Source organism: Halobellus inordinatus (genome assembly GCF_024464655.1).
Lineage (GTDB): Archaea > Halobacteriota > Halobacteria > Halobacteriales > Haloferacaceae > Haloquadratum > Haloquadratum inordinatus.
In genome coordinates, this window is record NZ_JANHAV010000003.1 from 121,820 (window position 1) to 138,347 (window position 16,528).

Genomic DNA, 16,528 nt, shown 5'->3' on the forward strand with positions numbered 1-16,528 from the left:
CTGGTACCAACGGACCTATGTGGGTGTACTAACAACGGAAGTTCGATGAACACGGACGCCGACGAGTCACCCGAAATCGCTCCGACAGCGACGGTCGGTGTGGAATATGGGCCTGACTCGTCACCTCCTTCTATCGGTGACGGCAGCATTGTCCGGGCAGGTACCATCATCTACGACGACGTATCGGCAGGCCCCGGATTCCAGACCGGCCACCACGCGCTCGTCCGCGAACACACAGCCCTTGGCGAAGACGTCCTTGTCGGAACACAGGCCGTCATCGACGGGAATACTGTCGTTGGCAATGGTGTTAGTATGCAAACTGGGGTGTACGTCCCGAGCGAAACCGACATCGGTGACCGAGTGTTTCTCGGCCCCAACGCGACTCTGCTGAACGATATGTATCCGGTCCGGTCGGATTATCAGCTAACAGGCCCGACACTGAAAGATGACGTCTCGATCGGCGCGAATGCGACAGTCTTGCCTAATGTGACGGTCGGAGAAGGCGCATTCGTCGCGGCGGGCACAGTAGTGACAGAAGACGTACCTCCTGAAACACTGGCTATCGGTACACCGGCGGTCCACCGGGAGCTGCCGACAGAGTTACATGGAGGGAACAATCTGTGAGCGTTCCCATCGCGAATCCCGTCGTATCCGAAGCAGCGAAAGAGGCCGTCTGTGACGTTCTCGACTCGGGGATGATCGCTGACGGAGAGGTCGTCAGGGAGTTCGAATCGGAGTTCGCCGAGTACGTCGGCGTCGAGCACGCAATTGCGACCTCGTCCGGTACGACTGCGTTACACGCGATGTTCGAGGCGGCAGGTATCGGAGATGGAGACGTCGTTCTCACGAGCCCGTTCTCGTTTGTGGCGAGTGCGAACGCTGTCGTCCACGCCGGGGCAGAGCCTGTCTTCGCTGACATCGATCCAGAAACGTATAACCTCGATCCGGACGCCGCTCGTGCGATCCTCGAGACCGTCGACGTCGATGCGATTATGCCGGTCCACCTCTACGGACTGCCCGCCGAGATGAACGCTTTCCAGACACTCGCTGACGAGTTTGATTGTCATCTCTTCGAAGACGCTGCACAGGCTCACGGAGCTACCTATGAGGGAGAGCAGGTCGGTTCTATCGGCGACGCCGCGGCGTTCTCATTCTATCCGACGAAAAATATGACGACGGGAGAAGGAGGTATGATCACAACAGACAACGACGAGATTGCCGCACGCGCGCGGCAAGTTATAAACCACGGTCGGACAGACACGTACGAACACGAGTTCCCTGGCTATAACTTCCGAATGACGAATATTCAAGCAGCGATCGGGAAAGATCAACTTGACCGGTTGCCAGAATGGATCGACATTCGTCGCGAAAACGCTGCATACCTCTCTGATCGACTGACGGACAAGGATGTGATCCCTCCGACAGTTCCCGACAACCGGACACACTCGTTCCATCAGTACACCATCCGCGTCCCTGATCGGGATGCGGTGAGCTGCACGCTCGACGAGTATGGCGTCGGATACGGCGTCTACTACCCGCATCCAATCCCGGATCAACCAGCTTACGAGCGAGATTGTGATGCTCCCGCGGCGCGGAAAGCCAGCGAGAGCGTGCTCTCAATTCCGGTCCATCCTCAGGTTTCGGACACTGGCCTCGACACTGTCGCTGACGCTGTCGAGGCCGGACTAACGGAGGTAACGCGATGAGTTCATTCGATGATGATCCAGTCCCTGTCGCCGTCATCGGTGCCGGGAATATGGGTGCGAACCACATCCGAGTGTACGACGAACTCCCTGGTGCGAATCTCGTAGAGGTAGTTGAGCCTAACACCGAGACTGCTGCGACGATTCGGGAGGAGTATGACGTTCGTGTTCACGACAGCGTGAGTGACATCGAGCAAGCACGAGCGGCGACGATTGCCGTTCCGAACGACTTGCACCTTCCTGTGGCGCGACAGTGCATAACGGATCTCGAACTCGATGTCCTCATCGAGAAACCACTTGCCAACACTGTTGCGGACGCTCGCGAGATCGTTGATCTTGCGACCGATTATGATGCGATCTTGCAGGTCGGCCACATCGAGCGCTACAACCCAGCGGTCGAAACGCTCGCTGAGGTTCTCCAGCAGCAAGATTTGATCGCGCTTGAGGCCCACCGGCTTGGCCCGTTCAATGAGCACCTCGCCGACGAAAACGTCGTGCTCGATCTTATGATCCACGACATCGACATCGTCACTACCCTCTCTGGAGATACTGTTTCGGCGTTGAACGCCATTGGGACCACCGACAGGTCGGACCACTGTGACCATGCAATCGCCCAATTTAGCTTCGAGAACGGGCCAGTCGCAACAGTCACTGCGTCACAGGTGACGAGTGGTAAGATCCGGACGCTAAGTGCGACGACACGTGACGCTTACATCACGCTCGATTATCAGGAGCAGTCGATTACTCTCCAACGGCGGGGCCAGGAGACGACTACGACCGTCTTTGATCAAGCCGGATATCGAACCGAAACCATCACTGAATCACCATACGTTCGAACCCGTGAGCCACTCAAACAGGAACTCGAACACTTCCTCTCCTGCGTGCGCGAGCGACGCACCCCCCGAACCGATGGCGAATCCGGACTTGAGGCTGTCCGACTGGCAAGCGAAATCACCGACGCGATCAAAAACGGAGTATAGGCCCGTCAGCACCTACTTACAGCGAATCGAGGAGCGCTATCGCCTCTTTCGGTCCAACATTCATCACGGCATCGACGAACGACATATACGGCTCGAAGCCATCGAACCGCTGTCGGTACGTCGGGTGCTCGAAGTCCTGGTACTCAACCGCGACGCCGATTTCTTTGAAGCTCTCGTGTTGCATATAGCCGTCAGCACCCATTCCTGAGAGGTACACGTCTGCGTCAACCTGGTCACAGAGTTCGGCCAGCCTTTCCGCCCCGGTACTCTCAGTGTCCAGTTCAGAGGAGTGGACAAACGAGTACTCGATCCCAACGCGGTCGCAAATACCTTTGAGCAGGTGGACGTTCAGCGCGTCAAGGGAAGCCCACTCACGGTCGTACGTCTCCTCCAGGAATGATGCTAGTGATTCAAACTCGTTCGCGTTCGCGTAATTCTGCTGGAAGCTCTTCCAGTGTTCTTCACGCCAGTCGCCGTTCCCCGCAATCTCGACCTCGTTTATCGGCACACTGGTGTCTCCGACCGGAACGCTCAGCCAGCTCCAGCCGTCCGGAGTCTTGATTTTGTTGCGGTTAATCCAGCTCCCAGAGCTGTACTCCACGTCGTCAAGCACCACGAACACGTCGCTCTCGTGGATTTTGTGGAAGTAGCCGATCCACGGGAGGTAGTTCGGCTGATGAGCTGCGACAATCTTCCGTGTCATCAGAGGTATCCGAGGTCTTCGAGGCGGTCTTTCACGCTGTCAGCGTCCCGCTCGCTGTCGTTGGCTCTGGCTTGTTCGACTGCACGCTCGTAGGTCACGTCCTCGCTGAGCTCGTCGGAGAACAGTTCGTGGGCGACTCGGCCGTCCATATCTTCAGGAACCGGAAGTCCAAGGTAGTGCAGGATCGTCGGCGTGATATCCGCAAGTCCGAGATCGAGTTCGCTTGCGGTGTCGTCGACGCCTGGGCCCGCGATCCCGACAATGCCTGGGCCGTCTTCGATTCCCGTCACGAATGGCATACCCTCCCAGTCGTTCGTGGAGATGATGTTGTCTTTCTCCAGTTCGAACGCGTAGCCGAACGGGTAGTAGCCCTCGGAGAGCGATAGCAGTACGTCGGGTGCCTTGTCGACGTATGGTCCCTCGAAGAGTTCTTTGCGCGTGTGGACCGCCTCAACGATGTTCTCGTCGGTATCGGGGTCGCGAATCTCCGCGAGGTCGGCAGTCAGTCGTTTGATGACGTTTTCACGCTCCTCGGATGGGACCGAGCCCTCGGGCTCTCGACCTTCCTCGTTGACGTAAATGGCACCGCGCTTCCCCATCGCGTACGCTTCTGTCTGCTCCCAGTCGACTTTCCCGAAGATGTACTCGACGCGATCATCGAGCATCTCTTCGATGTCCTCATCGACGGCCTCGCGCTCTCCCTCTCGGAACGTTAGATATCCCTCCTCGCTCAACCACTTATTGACGTGTAGAATCCTCTCGAGGGAGCGCATACCGTGGTCCGAAACGACGGATACCAGTGGTTCGGTTCCGTTGACCCGTTCGAACTTGTCGATGATCTGTGCGAGCTTGTCGTCTAGGTTTACAAAGAGATCCACCAATACGTCCGAGAACTGCTCCAAGTCTTCCTCGGACTCGTTTCCGGTGAACGGGTGCGACTGGTCATGGAAGTGCCAGTAGTAGTGGGAAAGACGGTCCGGTGCGACGAAGACTGCGAAGTAGACGTCAACGTCAGCGCTTCGTTCGAGCGAGTACAGTACTAACTCCATCCGGGCATCGACGACATCTTTCATCTCTGCAACGAACTCGTCCTTCTCGGCGTCTTTGCCCTCGTCCAAGTCGATACGATACCGGTCGATTTCTTCGAAGTCGTCAAGGAAATCAGACGGGTGACAGAACCCATCCGAGTCAACGGATGGTGTAAGCATCCCCGTTACCTCGAACTCGTCGACCTTCGCGGCGGGGTACGTTACTGGAACGTTGATCTGACCGATTGAGCGGTCGTTCCGAGTCAGAATCTCGCCCAACTCCTCGCCATCTCTGTCAGTCGCATTGATCGGTTCCCGGAAGTAGGTCCCCTCGCGGAAGTCGTTCGCGTAAAAATCGTAGACGCCGTGCTTGCCGGCGTTCTTCCCTGTAAGAAACGTTGACCACGCACACGAACTCATAATGTACGGTACGGTGTGGAGTGGTCCAAAGTAGCCGTCGTCGGCGATTCCCGCCAGTGTCGGCAACTCACCGTCTTCAATCAATTCTTCAACAAGAGTGTGGGGCGCACCGTCCCAGCCGACGAGAAGGACACTCCGATTGGTGTCGTCTGATTGCCCAGTCGTACTCGACGTCATCGTATGGTCCTCAGTTCCCTCTCTCCCGGATAAATAGCTTGTGCTGTCGAATTCTCTATCATTCTCGGAGTTACTGACGGATTTATACTCTTCGGGGAGGAAGGTACCTGGTGAATGACAAGCTACACTTACGAGTGGTACCGGGACTTTCTACTAGATCTCCGTGACCGCGGGTACGACTTCATCAAGTATCGCGAACGGCCCGCGGCAGAGCCGTGGGTACTGCTCCGTCACGACGTGGACTACGATCCGGAGAAGGCACTCGAAATTGCGGAAATAGAGCACGAAATGGACATCTCTTCGACATTTTTTGTACTCGTGACCGCCGACTTCTACAATGCCCTATCGGAGAGCGTCGGCGAGACGTTCCGGAAAATCGATAGGCTCGGCCACGATATCGGTCTCCACTTCGACACGGGTCGATACTGGGAGGCAGAGCCCAACCCGCAGGAACTACAGACGAGAGTTCGATCCGAGCAAACGGCGTTGCGGGCTCTGGGCGAGTTCGACATTGTCGAGACGATCGCGTTTCATAACCCTCCATCGTGGACGCTCGACCGACAGTTCGACGGAATCGAAAGCACGTACGAACCGGAGTTCTTCGGAGACATCAAGTACGAGTCAGACTCACTCCACCGCTGGCGTGAGGAGCCTCCGCTGCAGGACGGAAAGCCGTCTCGCTTACAGATCCTCACTCACCCGGTTCTGTGGGGGGAAAGAGACGAATGCCTCGAGCACCGAATCATATCTGCGCAGAGGCGGTTACTTGACCGAGCGGACAAGTGCGTAGTCGAACGGTCGAACATCAAGTGGGATCCCACGAATTTGACAGACGTGGCTCGTTGATAGACGCCGTCGCGACGAGGCAGTCTTCACACGACCTCACTCGGACTCACTCTCCGGAAAAGACCTTTATATACCGGGTGTCAATCGTTCCGTCCTCGGATTCGAAGTTTATTTTGAGCGTGTGCGATCCGCTCTTTTCTGGTGCGTAGGTGATCGGTTCACGAATCCAACCGTCGACGGTACGCGTTCGATCAAGGCAAGTCTCACCGTCGAAGATCGCGTGAATTCGGACCTCTCGCTGGTCGTGGTGTGAGCACGCAACCGCCACTGTGGTCCCGCTGTCGCCGAGGGGGACGTTAGTCTCAAAGTCGAACGCTCCGTTCGCTCCCCGGAGACTCGTATAGAGCCACTGCGGGAAGTCGCTCGGCGTTCCGAACGCGTCACCAACCGCGAGGTCGTACCGTTCGGCGAAGTCGTCCGCCCACATCGGCGGGTGCCCGTCGACCTGCACCCGTTCCAAGCGAACGGCGCCGTCGCCCGTGCCGACGAGAACGCCACGGCCGTCGTCGATCGCGAGTATCTCGCCGGGATGCACCGATTTCGTCTCCCCTTCGACCATCGCGGTCGACCAGAGCAGCACCTGCTCCCCTTCGAAGAAGGTGAACGCGCCGGGGTATGGACGAGTGAGCGCACGCACCCAGTCGTGGATGAACGTCGCGGGGCGCGACCAGTCGACGAGACCGTCGTCGGGAGTGCGTTGTGGCAGGTACGTCGCCTCGGCGTAGGTCTGGGGGGACGCCTCAACGGTTCCGTCACGAAGCGCCGGGAGTGCTTCGTCGAGCAGTCTACACGAGGTGTCTGTCACCTTGTTGTACAGCGTCTCGATGTCGTCCCTGGGTTCGATCTCCAGACGCTCCTGCGCGATGATGTCGCCGTGGTCGACTTCGGGTACGAAGTAGAACAGCGACACCCCGACGTGGTTGTCGAGGATCAACTGCCAATTGACCGGAGCACCTCCTTTTCCCTTCGGGAGGTCGCTGGCATGAATTCCGACGAACCCGTCGGTCGGAACGTCGAGTATGTCTTCCGAAACAATCTGGGTCCAGCCACAGCACAGGCCGAGATCAGGGGCGGCTGAGTCAATGAACTCCCGTGTCTCGCTCTCGTTGATGTCGTCCGTTCGGTGTAGCGGGACATCGTACTTGTCGCAGACATCATCGAACCGTTCCCGATCAATCGCTCGCGACGGTGATCCTTCACTTCGCGTGACGACGCCGGCGACGTTCCACCCAGCGTCAAGTAGATGTCGCAGTATCCATCGTGAATGCCCTCTGTTTCCGACGAATAGGAGGCGAAATCCGTCTGGTTGCATACTCCGACGTTCCGACTTCACCCAAGTATAGACTCCGATGCTCCTTGCGGTTCAGTGGGACGCTGGCTCGGGAGTGATCAGTTGCGTCGCCGCTGGTAGTTCTTCGTCACCATCCTGTCCGTGGTCCAGTGTCGGTACTTCGACTTGTGGTCCGCCGGTATCGTGACCTGCGAGCGGTAGTCACCTGCGTCAAGATCAATGTGGTCGAACCAGTGGTTCAGGTCGCGGTCGATCATTTCTGAGAGCCGTTTGGTCGGAGAGGCGAACTCAACCTCAAGTTCCTTCCTGATGTTCTCGTCTATTCCCTCCTCGTACGCGGACTTGTTCTCGAACAGGCTCCGGAGTACTGGATAAACCGGACTCACGGCGGACCGAAGCCATATCGGGGCGTCGTGAACGAACCAGCCTTTGATCTCGTCGTACAGGGCTGGTCCACGGTATCGTGCCTGATTGACACGCTCGTCAATGATATCGGGTTGGTAGCCGGGATCGACGCCGATGAATTCGTAGATCGATTCGATGAACGCGGCGTTGTCTTCGACGAAGTCGTCGAAAAGGAATATCTCGACCTGCTCTTCGGAGAGCGCCGTCTGCCAACGTTCGACGTGATTCACGTAGTATCCCGGTCGAATGAACACTTCGTAGGCCTGATCGACAAAGAAGATGTCGTCGAAGTCGAAGTTGAGCCACCCGCTCTGGGTGTCGTGCCACCACTGCGAGAACGCTCGGTCGATCGGATTCCGGAGCGTGAACATAACTTTGACGTCAGGAAAGTCCTCGGCCACGCGTTTCGGAGCAGACTCGTTGTTGATGTATCCTGGAGATGATTCCCCGACGATCTGATCTGGGTCGGCCTCAGCGAAGACAGAGCGGTACCAGTCTGATCCCTGATGATACTTGGTGTTGAAGTAATTTACCGGTTTGAGGTCCGGAACGTGGATCTGCGGGTGCTCTTTCAGTGCCTCGTAGACCCAGGACGACCCCGATTTGCTCGGCCCGCCGTATATGAAGTCTGGAGCAGCTCCTGTACTCATTGTCTGTACGAAGATTGATGTAGCACTCAAAAGTTTCTCTCTATTCTCGCGACGAGACCGACAGAGACTGACTTAGACGGCGTTCCAGCACCATTAAATAACGGTGAGAGCAATCCACCGACGATCGATGGTCGAGTTGTCGACGTTGTTCACGCTCTCGCTCGTCGTCGGGACGCTCATCGTCGTACGGTCGCTGTACAGGGTGCTGGTACCGGCCGGTGCAGCGGGCGACGCGTACGGGCAGATGTTGCAGATCCAGGACATCAAGGATTCGGGTCACCGCCGTCCCGACGAACCCTCTCCGGTCGTGACGAGTGGTCACTACGCCTACCCGTACTTCGTTCTCTGGCTCCTCTCGTACCTTCCCCGCTCGCTGCTTGTTCGAACCGAACGGTACTTCAGCGCAATTATGGATCTCGTGTTCGTCGTGGTAATCGCGGCGCTGGTGCCGCTCGAACTGCTCTCTGTATCCCAGTTGTCGTTCGCCATCCTCTTGCTGGTCGCAACGCCTCAGTTTATGCGGCCAGACCTAGCGCACGGCCAGGGATTGAGTTCGAGAAAGCCCGGGCAAGTCCTCACTACTGCGAGCATCTTCGCGTTCGTCCTCTGGGTGGACACCGGATGGCTCGGTTGGCTCGCGACGAGCGTAGTGCTCGGCGGGCTAATGTGTCTCTCTAGCAAGTTCAGTCTTCAAGCGTACCTGTTCGTCATCGTCGGCTTCTCGATCGTGCTCTCACCGATCGCACTCTTTCTTGTCCCGGGATCAATCCTGGTTGCCGCTGTCCTCTCCGGCGGCCGATATCTTCGGATCCTCCGTGGACACGCCGAGCACGTGTATGACTACGCGGTTCGAAAGCAGTACAAGATGTTCGATCACTCGTTCCCGAACCCCATTGGATGGGCCCGTAGAGTGGTCGGTGTCCGATCGATTGACGACGTGCTAGAACTGTTCAACGACAGTCGATTCCTCAGACCGTTTATCGACAATCCGTTCGTGATCGCGGTCGTCGCTGCCCTGGTCGCAACGACGCTCTCGGAGCCCGCGATAACGACGCTGGACGGCGTCCGCGTGTGGATCGTCGCCTGCCTGTTCGCGTTCGTCCTGACGTCGCTCCCACATTTGCTCTTTTTCGGGCAGGCCGAACGCTATCTGGAGTACATCTTCCTACCGAGTGTGCTGCTCGTCGTCGAGGGGCTCTCGACGTTCGGGGCCTGGTACACGTGGCTCATCGGCGTGTTAATCGCAGGTGGCCTCGCCGTCGAAGTCGTCTACGTGTGGGCATACAAGAATATCTTCCACTCTCCCGACCGTCAGGAGAAACTGGACGGTGTAATCAAGTTCCTTAAAAGTCGGGACGCTGGTGTCGTCGTCGCACATCCGACTTACATCTCCCGCGAAGTCGCTTGGAGAACGCCACACAAGGTCGTCGAGTTCATCGGCGGCAATGCGACGACGACCGAGCGAAGCGTGGAGGAACTGAACCGGCTGTTCCCCGACCAGTTTAGTTTCGTCACAAACGATGTGGACTGGCTCGCGACGGCGTTCGACCCGGACTGGGTCGTCTTCGATCTAGAGAAACTGGCGGAAATGGACCGGCCGACTGACGACCTCGAACAGCCGTCGGCCGATCCGTCGTTCTCCAACGACCGCTTCGCAGTGTATCCGTTCGAGGTGCTCGTATCGGCCGCCGGGACGACGGCGACCAACGAGTGATCGCTTACGTATCGAAAACATATAGAGACGTCTGCGTCTTGTAAGGGAACAAAGAATGACTCGCCGCCCGAACGTCGTCTGGATAACGCTGGATAGCGTCCGTCAGGACCACACGTCGATGGCAGGATATCGGCGGGATACGACCCCCCACTTGGAACGTATCGGGAACGGGTCGGCGAGTCAGTCGTTCTCGAACGCTTTTTCGCAGGGAATCTGGACTCTCGCTTCGTCGGCTTCGATCCTGACCGGCACCTACCCCTCACACCACCGGGTCGGGTTCGACAGCGAACGTCTCGGGGACGAACTCCGGACTGTCGCAGAGCTGTTCAAAGACGAGGGATATCACACCGCTTGCCTCTCGCGGAACACGCATCTGAGCTCGGCGACGAATCTCGACCGTGGATTCGACGACTTCAAGTGGATCGCATCGTCGACGCTACTGCGTGAGGCCGGGGTTAAGACAACACTTAAGTACCTCCTGAATATCCGCCGTCATTCGGCCGGATTGACGCGGGATCCAGCGAAGCACGCGACGCCGTTCGTGATGAACGACCTCGCAAAGGATATGCTGGACCGCTACGGGTCGCAGTCCGAACCTTTCTTCTTCTATCTTCACTACAACGAACCCCACCGACCGTACTACCCACCGCTCCCGTTTCTCAACCGCTACACGGAGGACATCGAGATGTCGCCGAAGGAAGCAGCCGACTTCGCAATGTGGATGCACTACAATCTCCACGAGGCGGTCGCGAACGGCTGTGACTTCACCGACGAACAGTGGGAGGCTCTCTTTGCGATGTATGACGCGGAGATAGCGTACACTGACGAGTGCATCGGACGTCTGTACGACTATGTCCAGTCGCTCGACCTGAACGACACGATATTTGTCGTCACGGCGGATCACGGCGAACTGTTCGGAGAGGGCGGGATGCTCGCCCACAAGGTCCTCCTCGACGACGCGCTGATCAACGTACCGCTGGTCCTTGACGGATTGGATCTCGATGCCGAGGACTTCGTGCAACACGTCGACATTATGCAGACTATCCTCGAACGGATCGGCGCCGACACGACGCAGTTGCAGGGCGTCAGTCTCGACTCGTCGACCCGTGACCACGTGATCACCCAGCGGGGGGCTGCAGAGTTCGACCCGTTCCTCGAAGCGAACCCAGACTTCGACGTGTCGCGCTATCACGAACCGCCGCTCAGTTGTCTGCGAACGAGGAAGTTCAAGTATCAACGGAGCGCTGACGGTGAGGATCTCTATCACCTTCCAGACGAATCGGCGGACGTCGCCGAGATGTATCCGGAAGTTCACGACGAACTACGGTCACGACTGGAGGTGTGGCTTGAAACTGATGGGGCGCCCGTGTCGACAGTCGCGGAAGCAGAGTTCACCGACGCGATGAAACGACAGCTCCGAGACCTCGGGTATGTCGAGTAACGATGCGCCTGGCGAAGACGACGGTCGCGTACTTCCTCGCACAGGTCGGTAAGTCGCTCGCTGGATTCGTCGCGACGCTCTACATTGCACGGGTCCTCGGCCCGACCCCGCTCGGACAGTATGCGGTCGTTCTGGCGCTCTCGTTCTGGCTGGCGCTTCCGGCCGGTGCGATATCGAGTGCGATCAAGAAGCGCGTCAGCGAGGGCACCGATCAGGCCGAGTACCTCTGGACAGGTGTCGGAATGAGCGTTACGATTGCCCTACTGTTCGCCGTCGTCATCGTAGCGTTTCGTCCGTACGTCAACGACTACATCGGAACGGATGTCGCCCTGCTATTGGGAGTACTGATCGTCTCGAAGTCGCTCTTCCAGACGACGTCTACGGGGCTCCACGGTCTCAGGATGGTCGCAAAAGGTGGATACACCCAATTCATCGAGCGTCTCCTCCGGACGGGACTCCAGATCTTTCTCATCTGGTTGAGTTTCGAGGTGTTCGGTCTGGTCCTCGGTCACATACTGTCGCTCGCTGCAGCGACGGTCGTCGCAGTCCTCTGGTCGACCGTCGGGGTCTCCCTCCCGAGCGTCGATCACGCAAAGGACCTCTACTCGTACGCGAAGTACGCTTGGCTCAGTTCCCTCAAGGGACGCGCTTTCAGTTGGATCGACACGATCGTCCTCGCACTGTTCGTCTCGTCGTCGCTCATCGGGATCTACGAGGTCGCGTGGTCGCTGGCGTCGATGTTCGCACTCGTCAGCATCTCGATCCACCAGACCCTGTTCCCGGAGTTCAGCGACTTGGAGACGGACGGTAACTTCGACCAGATCCACCACTACCTGAACGAAGGGTTGGTCTTCATTGGCGTGTTCGCGATACCGGGATTGTTCGGCGGAACGGTCATTGGTTCACGAGTGCTCGAAATATACGGAAGCGAGTTCAGCAAGGGAAGTCTCGTGTTGGTAGTGTTGATCGCAGCCCGACTCCTCGCCGCGTACGAACAGCAATTCCTGAGTGTTATCAACGCGATCGACCGGCCGGATGTCGCATTCCGTATCAACGGGCTGTTCGTCGTGGCTAACGTCTCGCTCAATCTCGGACTCGTATACCTCTACAGTTGGATAGGCGCTGCTGTCGCGACGCTCATCTCGGTCGTCATCACTACTGTCGCGGGCTATATCGCCCTTACCAAACTCATTGGCCGGCCGGACGTTCCATACCCAGAAATCGCACAAGAGATAATCGCGGCACTCGTGATGGTAGGAGCAGTTATCCTGATCGAACCGACAGCCCCAGAGTCGGTCGCAGGGACGGTCGCCCTCGTCTTGCTCGGTGCTGGAGTCTACGGAACTATACTCGTCGCGATCTCTTCTCGGATCCGGCAGAAGACCCGATCTGTCGTCGTTTCGCTCGTATAGGGCCTCATATGTAGCCGAGGTCCTCAAGTTGGCCTTTTACTCGCGCGGATTGTTTTGCGTCTCGCTCTCGGTTGATGTCCCGCGGTGCGGGTACGTGTCGGCCGTCCGAAAGTGCCGCTTCGATCGTCTCGCGTAGGTCAAGGACACTTTCAATACCATCTACGAGCGCCGGATCGGTACTCGCCACCATCGCGGTGTCGGTGTGGAGGCCATCCTGAAGCCCATGGTCACTCACCAGTAGAAGTTCATCGTCATCATCAAGGTCTTCAACAAGATCCGCGACAGCTCCGTCAACCACGTCGTACGCGGTTTCCTGTAATCCGGGCCAGTCGTAGGTGATATGACCGATCAGGTCAAGGCCACTTGTGTACCCGAAGACGAGTTCGTGCTGGCTCGAATAGTGCGCAGCCCTGGTACGAGCTGTCCGAACCATAATCATTTCTACGCACTGATCGTAGAAGGCCAGCGGATCGGCCGAACTGTGGCCGCCGGTCGCGTCAGGGTCGCGTTCGAACAAGTCTCCCATCGACTTCCGCAACTCGTGTTCTCTGTCCGTCTCGTCGGTGTCAGTGACGTAGTTCGGAACACCGATGGCCGTGGCTTCGTGTCCGTCGAATACTGTCGAGAGGTTATGCTCGCTGTAGTACGTCGCAGGGGTCCGGAACGCATCTTGGTCAGTCGTGTTGAGTAGCCACATTCCGATCTTTGTGCGTACGGATTTCGGCAGGAAACCCTCCGCAAGATCGCTCGCGAGGTTCAACCACTGGTTGTCCCACGCGACGCCGTCTTCGATGACAAGTCCGTGCTCATCAGGATGAAGTCCAGTGATGATCGTTGGCCACAGCTCGTGCGTGTTTGGTTCACCAGATGCGCTGATAATCGTTTCAATCGATCGATGACTATCCAGTGTGAGATGTGGGTGACGATCTGGTTCGACGAGATCGGGGTCCATTGCGTCGATCCCGAAGACGATTAGAGTCATAGGAAAGTATAGACAAACCCTTCGTTTATCCGTTACGCAGCGCGGTCTTCCAGTGCTGCCAGTTCGTCAGCCGGAATCTGTACCTCTCCAAGTCTGAACTTGCCGGATTCTGGGCCGTGACAGTCGGAACCTCCTGTTTTCAAGAGACCATACCGCTCGGCGAGTGCAGCAGCGTCCTCCTCTGTGATATCGGCATACTGGTCACTCGTCTCAGATCCGTATGGGTACCAGACTTCAATCCCGTCAAGCCCAGCATTGGCGAGTGTCTCAACCATCTGCTCAACAGTGGAAGTATCGCTCCGGATCCGTCCCGGATGTGCGAGCGAACAGACACCACCCGACCCGTGGATCGTCTCAACCACTTCCTTGTAATCGAGTCGTTCCATCGGAACGAACGCCTCGCCTTCCTTGGCTAAATACTGCTCAAACGCCTCACCAATCGAATCAACGACCCCTCGTTCAATGAGAACCTCTGCGAGATGGGGACGACCGAGATTCCCCTCAACCTCGGCGTCCAGTGCCTCGTAGCAGAGGTCAAGGTCTGCAACGACCGAGAGGTTCTTCACTAGTTTACGATTACGTTCAATTCGGAAACCACGGGCTCGTTCAAGCATCGTCTGAAGTTTCGAATCATTGGGATCGACAAAATATCCAAGAATTTCGATCTTCGTATCGAAGAGGTCGGCGCGGACTTCGACACCGGTGATAACTTGGATGTCCTGCCGAGTCGTACTCCTTGTTTCGAACCACTCGTCAATGACATCGTGATCCGTGATCGCGATTGCTTCCAGTCCTCGGTCTGCTGCAATCGCAACGCGCTGACCCACACCGATCGTCCCATCTGAGGCGGGAGTGTGCATGTGTAGATCAGCAGCTCCGTCACTGTGACTCATTTGAGTTTGATTATAAGCGAATGATTTTAAATAGTGGCATTGAGCATCCACCCATATGATTGAGCCGCACGGAGGCCGATTGGTCGACAAGGTCGTCGGCGACAAGTATGCCGACCAGTTGCGGAACGAAGTGGGTAGGGGGCCTCGAATTGATCTGAATGTGAGTCAATATCAAGACGCTATCAACATCGCGACCGGGCGGTTTAGTCCGATAGATGGCTACCTCACACAAAACGATTTCCTGAAGGTTGTTCACGATATGACGCTCGAGAATGGCGTCACGTGGCCCTTGCCGATCACGCTCGACGTTGACTCAACCGTTGCCGAAGATTTGACACCGGGAGAGAAGGCACTCCTTCGTAGTCCAGCAGAGGAACCGATTGGAGTTATTGACGTCGAGGAGGTGTACAAGCACAATAAAGATGACACCGTTGAGTATGTGTTCGGGACTGCTGATCAGGATCATCCCGGCGTCGCCAACTATCTTAATCAAGAGGACTTTCTCGTCGGTGGTCCGATCTATCTTTTCGATGAGCACCGCTACAACAGTCGCGACCTCCTCCCCGCAGAATCCCGCGTTCTATTTAGCCACCGCGACTGGGAGACTGTCGCAGGATTTCAGACACGAAATGCACCACATCGAGCGCATGAATACATCCAAAAGTCTGCACTCGAACAGACTGACGGTCTCCTGATCCAGCCGAAACTCGGTGACAAGAAAGTCGACGATTATCGCGACGATACGATCCTCGGTGCATACGAGACACTCATAGAAGAGTACTACCGAGAGGGTATGGTCGCGCTATCAGTGTTCCCCAGTCAGATGCGCTATGCGGGACCCCGTGAAGCGATCTTCGATGCAATCGTCCGCAAGAATCAAGGGTGTACGCACTTCGTCGTCGGTCGCGACCACGCTGGTGTTGGCGACTACTATCACGAATTCGGAGCACAGCGCATCTTCGGTGATATCGCTGATATCGGCATCGAGCCACTGTTCTACGACTATTCATTCTACTGTCACTCCTGTGATGGAATGACCTCCGAGAAGATTTGTCCCCACGGGAGTGAAGAGCAAGTCCACCCGAGCGGGAGCAGGATCCGCTCACTTATCGGGGAGGGCAAACAACCATCGGCAAAGATGATGCGTCCGGAAGTCGCGTCGTACGTAATGGACGCGGACGAACCTTTCGTCACAGAGGATGCTCCGGTTGGAGGCGTACAATGACGTTCACGCTGTGGTTTATGGGTCGTCCTGCTGCCGGAAAATCAACGCTTGCGAGTCAGATAGAGGCATACCTTCGCGACCAAGGCATCCAAGTCGAGAATCTCGACGGTGACGAGATCCGTAAGAACCTGCACCCAGATCTAGGATTCTCTCGTGAAGACCGTGAGATCAACAACCGTCGGACGGCGTTCATCGCCAAGTTGCTGAACAGAAACGGGATTGCGACGGTGACGGGAATGATCACGCCATTCCGTGATTCACAAGCAATGGCGCGAGACATTGTAGAACCGGATGGAGATTTTGTTCTTATATACGTGAAGTGCTCTGTTGACGAAGCAGCACGGCGAGACCCAAAAAACCTCTACGAAGAGGCTAGAGCGGGCAACATTGAGAAGTTCACTGGCATTAATCACCCATTTCAGGAACCGCATAATCCGGATGTCATCGTCGACACAGAACAGAACACCGTTGATGAGAACCTTGAGCATATCAAACAGCAATTGCACAAGCGGGGCCTCCTCAACGGTGATTCCGAAGGAGACTACGGCGTCGATATGGATTGGCAACAAGAACAAGAGGTACTGGATCGGCTACGGTCTCTCGGCTACATCGAGGACAGCAGGGAGTAGGCAGCACTGAGAGATAGTAAGCCTCGGTC

General features: G+C 56.9%; 15 protein-coding genes. 9 read left to right on the plus strand and 6 right to left on the minus strand.

The window, feature by feature from the left end:
• The first annotated feature begins 45 nt into the window (after positions 1 to 45).
• Genes NO347_RS07575 through NO347_RS07585 form a run of 3 tightly spaced genes read left to right on the plus strand, consistent with a single transcriptional unit; the run spans position 46 to position 2,683 of the window.
• Positions 46 to 624 (plus strand): acyltransferase, encoded by a 579-nt coding sequence (locus tag NO347_RS07575; RefSeq protein ID WP_256289020.1) that lies wholly within the window; start codon positions 46 to 48, stop codon positions 622 to 624.
• Positions 621 to 1,706, plus strand: coding sequence for a DegT/DnrJ/EryC1/StrS family aminotransferase (locus NO347_RS07580; protein WP_256289021.1), 1,086 nt, complete (start codon positions 621 to 623; stop codon positions 1,704 to 1,706). The genes NO347_RS07575 and NO347_RS07580 overlap by 4 nt, the downstream gene beginning before the upstream one ends.
• A complete protein-coding gene (locus NO347_RS07585; RefSeq protein ID WP_256289022.1) occupies positions 1,703 to 2,683 on the plus strand; it encodes a Gfo/Idh/MocA family protein in 981 nt (326 codons plus the stop codon). The genes NO347_RS07580 and NO347_RS07585 overlap by 4 nt, the downstream gene beginning before the upstream one ends.
• A gap of 16 nt (positions 2,684 to 2,699) precedes the next feature.
• Here NO347_RS07585 and NO347_RS07590 read toward each other — a convergent pair whose 3' ends face one another.
• Positions 2,700 to 3,386 carry a WbqC family protein gene (locus tag NO347_RS07590; RefSeq protein WP_256289023.1) on the minus strand — a complete coding sequence of 229 codons (687 nt, stop codon included), beginning with the start codon at positions 3,384 to 3,386 and terminating at the stop codon, positions 2,700 to 2,702.
• Positions 3,386 to 5,011, minus strand: coding sequence for an alkaline phosphatase family protein (locus NO347_RS07595; RefSeq protein WP_256289024.1), 1,626 nt, complete (start codon positions 5,009 to 5,011; stop codon positions 3,386 to 3,388). The genes NO347_RS07590 and NO347_RS07595 overlap by 1 nt, the downstream gene beginning before the upstream one ends.
• A 237-nt stretch (positions 5,012 to 5,248) precedes the next feature.
• On the opposite strand from NO347_RS07595, the gene NO347_RS07600 reads away from it, so the two are divergent.
• Positions 5,249 to 5,857 (plus strand): polysaccharide deacetylase family protein, encoded by a 609-nt coding sequence (locus NO347_RS07600; protein WP_256289025.1) that lies wholly within the window; start codon positions 5,249 to 5,251, stop codon positions 5,855 to 5,857.
• A 46-nt stretch (positions 5,858 to 5,903) separates the two neighbouring features.
• Here NO347_RS07600 and NO347_RS07605 read toward each other — a convergent pair whose 3' ends face one another.
• Positions 5,904 to 7,169 (minus strand): methionyl-tRNA formyltransferase, encoded by a 1,266-nt coding sequence (locus NO347_RS07605; RefSeq protein WP_256289026.1) that lies wholly within the window; start codon positions 7,167 to 7,169, stop codon positions 5,904 to 5,906.
• 77 nt (positions 7,170 to 7,246) lie between these two features.
• Entirely contained in the window at positions 7,247 to 8,203 is a 957-nt protein-coding gene (locus NO347_RS07610) for a sulfotransferase family protein (protein ID WP_256289027.1), read from the minus strand.
• Between the two features lie 127 nt (positions 8,204 to 8,330).
• On the opposite strand from NO347_RS07610, the gene NO347_RS07615 reads away from it, so the two are divergent.
• Genes NO347_RS07615 through NO347_RS07625 form a run of 3 tightly spaced genes read left to right on the plus strand, consistent with a single transcriptional unit; the run spans position 8,331 to position 12,770 of the window.
• Entirely contained in the window at positions 8,331 to 9,917 is a 1,587-nt protein-coding gene (locus tag NO347_RS07615) for a hypothetical protein (RefSeq protein ID WP_256289028.1), read from the plus strand.
• Positions 9,918 to 9,972: 55 nt separating this feature from the next.
• Positions 9,973 to 11,358: a sulfatase gene (locus NO347_RS07620; protein ID WP_256289029.1), complete on the plus strand. Its 1,386-nt coding sequence runs from the start codon at positions 9,973 to 9,975 to the stop codon at positions 11,356 to 11,358.
• Positions 11,359 to 11,360: 2 nt separating this feature from the next.
• Positions 11,361 to 12,770: an oligosaccharide flippase family protein gene (locus tag NO347_RS07625; protein WP_256289030.1), complete on the plus strand. Its 1,410-nt coding sequence runs from the start codon at positions 11,361 to 11,363 to the stop codon at positions 12,768 to 12,770.
• 4 nt (positions 12,771 to 12,774) lie between these two features.
• On the opposite strand, the gene NO347_RS07630 is transcribed toward NO347_RS07625, so the two are convergent.
• Both NO347_RS07630 and NO347_RS07635 read right to left on the minus strand, forming a co-directional pair.
• On the minus strand, positions 12,775 to 13,752 hold the full coding sequence (locus tag NO347_RS07630) for an alkaline phosphatase family protein (RefSeq protein WP_256289031.1): 978 nt from the start codon (positions 13,750 to 13,752) through the stop codon (positions 12,775 to 12,777).
• Between the two features lie 32 nt (positions 13,753 to 13,784).
• Positions 13,785 to 14,645: a PHP domain-containing protein gene (locus tag NO347_RS07635; RefSeq protein ID WP_256289032.1), complete on the minus strand. Its 861-nt coding sequence runs from the start codon at positions 14,643 to 14,645 to the stop codon at positions 13,785 to 13,787.
• Positions 14,646 to 14,700: 55 nt separating this feature from the next.
• On the opposite strand from NO347_RS07635, the gene sat reads away from it, so the two are divergent.
• Together sat and cysC are read left to right on the plus strand one after the other, a co-directional pair.
• Entirely contained in the window at positions 14,701 to 15,870 is a 1,170-nt protein-coding gene (gene sat / locus NO347_RS07640; protein WP_256289033.1) for a sulfate adenylyltransferase, read from the plus strand.
• A complete protein-coding gene (gene cysC, locus NO347_RS07645; protein WP_256289034.1) occupies positions 15,867 to 16,499 on the plus strand; it encodes an adenylyl-sulfate kinase in 633 nt (210 codons plus the stop codon). Before sat ends, cysC begins: the two co-directional genes overlap by 4 nt.
• The last annotated feature ends 29 nt before the right edge of the window (positions 16,500 to 16,528 follow it).

What these genes read in the sequence shown, in the direction of transcription:
- NO347_RS07590 (WP_256289023.1), bottom strand. Translation starts at nt 3,386, where the DNA reads ATGACACGGAAGATTGTCGCAGCTCATCAGCCGAACTACCTCCCGTGG.
- NO347_RS07615 (WP_256289028.1), top strand. Translation starts at nt 8,331, where the DNA reads ATGGTCGAGTTGTCGACGTTGTTCACGCTCTCGCTCGTCGTCGGGACG.
- NO347_RS07595 (WP_256289024.1), bottom strand. Translation starts at nt 5,011, where the DNA reads ATGACGTCGAGTACGACTGGGCAATCAGACGACACCAATCGGAGTGTC.
- cysC (WP_256289034.1), top strand. Translation starts at nt 15,867, where the DNA reads ATGACGTTCACGCTGTGGTTTATGGGTCGTCCTGCTGCCGGAAAATCA.
- NO347_RS07575 (WP_256289020.1), top strand. Translation starts at nt 46, where the DNA reads ATGAACACGGACGCCGACGAGTCACCCGAAATCGCTCCGACAGCGACG.
- NO347_RS07635 (WP_256289032.1), bottom strand. Translation starts at nt 14,645, where the DNA reads ATGAGTCACAGTGACGGAGCTGCTGATCTACACATGCACACTCCCGCC.
- NO347_RS07610 (WP_256289027.1), bottom strand. Translation starts at nt 8,203, where the DNA reads ATGAGTACAGGAGCTGCTCCAGACTTCATATACGGCGGGCCGAGCAAA.
- NO347_RS07625 (WP_256289030.1), top strand. Translation starts at nt 11,361, where the DNA reads ATGCGCCTGGCGAAGACGACGGTCGCGTACTTCCTCGCACAGGTCGGT.
- NO347_RS07620 (WP_256289029.1), top strand. Translation starts at nt 9,973, where the DNA reads ATGACTCGCCGCCCGAACGTCGTCTGGATAACGCTGGATAGCGTCCGT.
- NO347_RS07630 (WP_256289031.1), bottom strand. Translation starts at nt 13,752, where the DNA reads ATGACTCTAATCGTCTTCGGGATCGACGCAATGGACCCCGATCTCGTC.
- NO347_RS07605 (WP_256289026.1), bottom strand. Translation starts at nt 7,169, where the DNA reads ATGCAACCAGACGGATTTCGCCTCCTATTCGTCGGAAACAGAGGGCAT.
- NO347_RS07585 (WP_256289022.1), top strand. Translation starts at nt 1,703, where the DNA reads ATGAGTTCATTCGATGATGATCCAGTCCCTGTCGCCGTCATCGGTGCC.
- sat (WP_256289033.1), top strand. Translation starts at nt 14,701, where the DNA reads ATGATTGAGCCGCACGGAGGCCGATTGGTCGACAAGGTCGTCGGCGAC.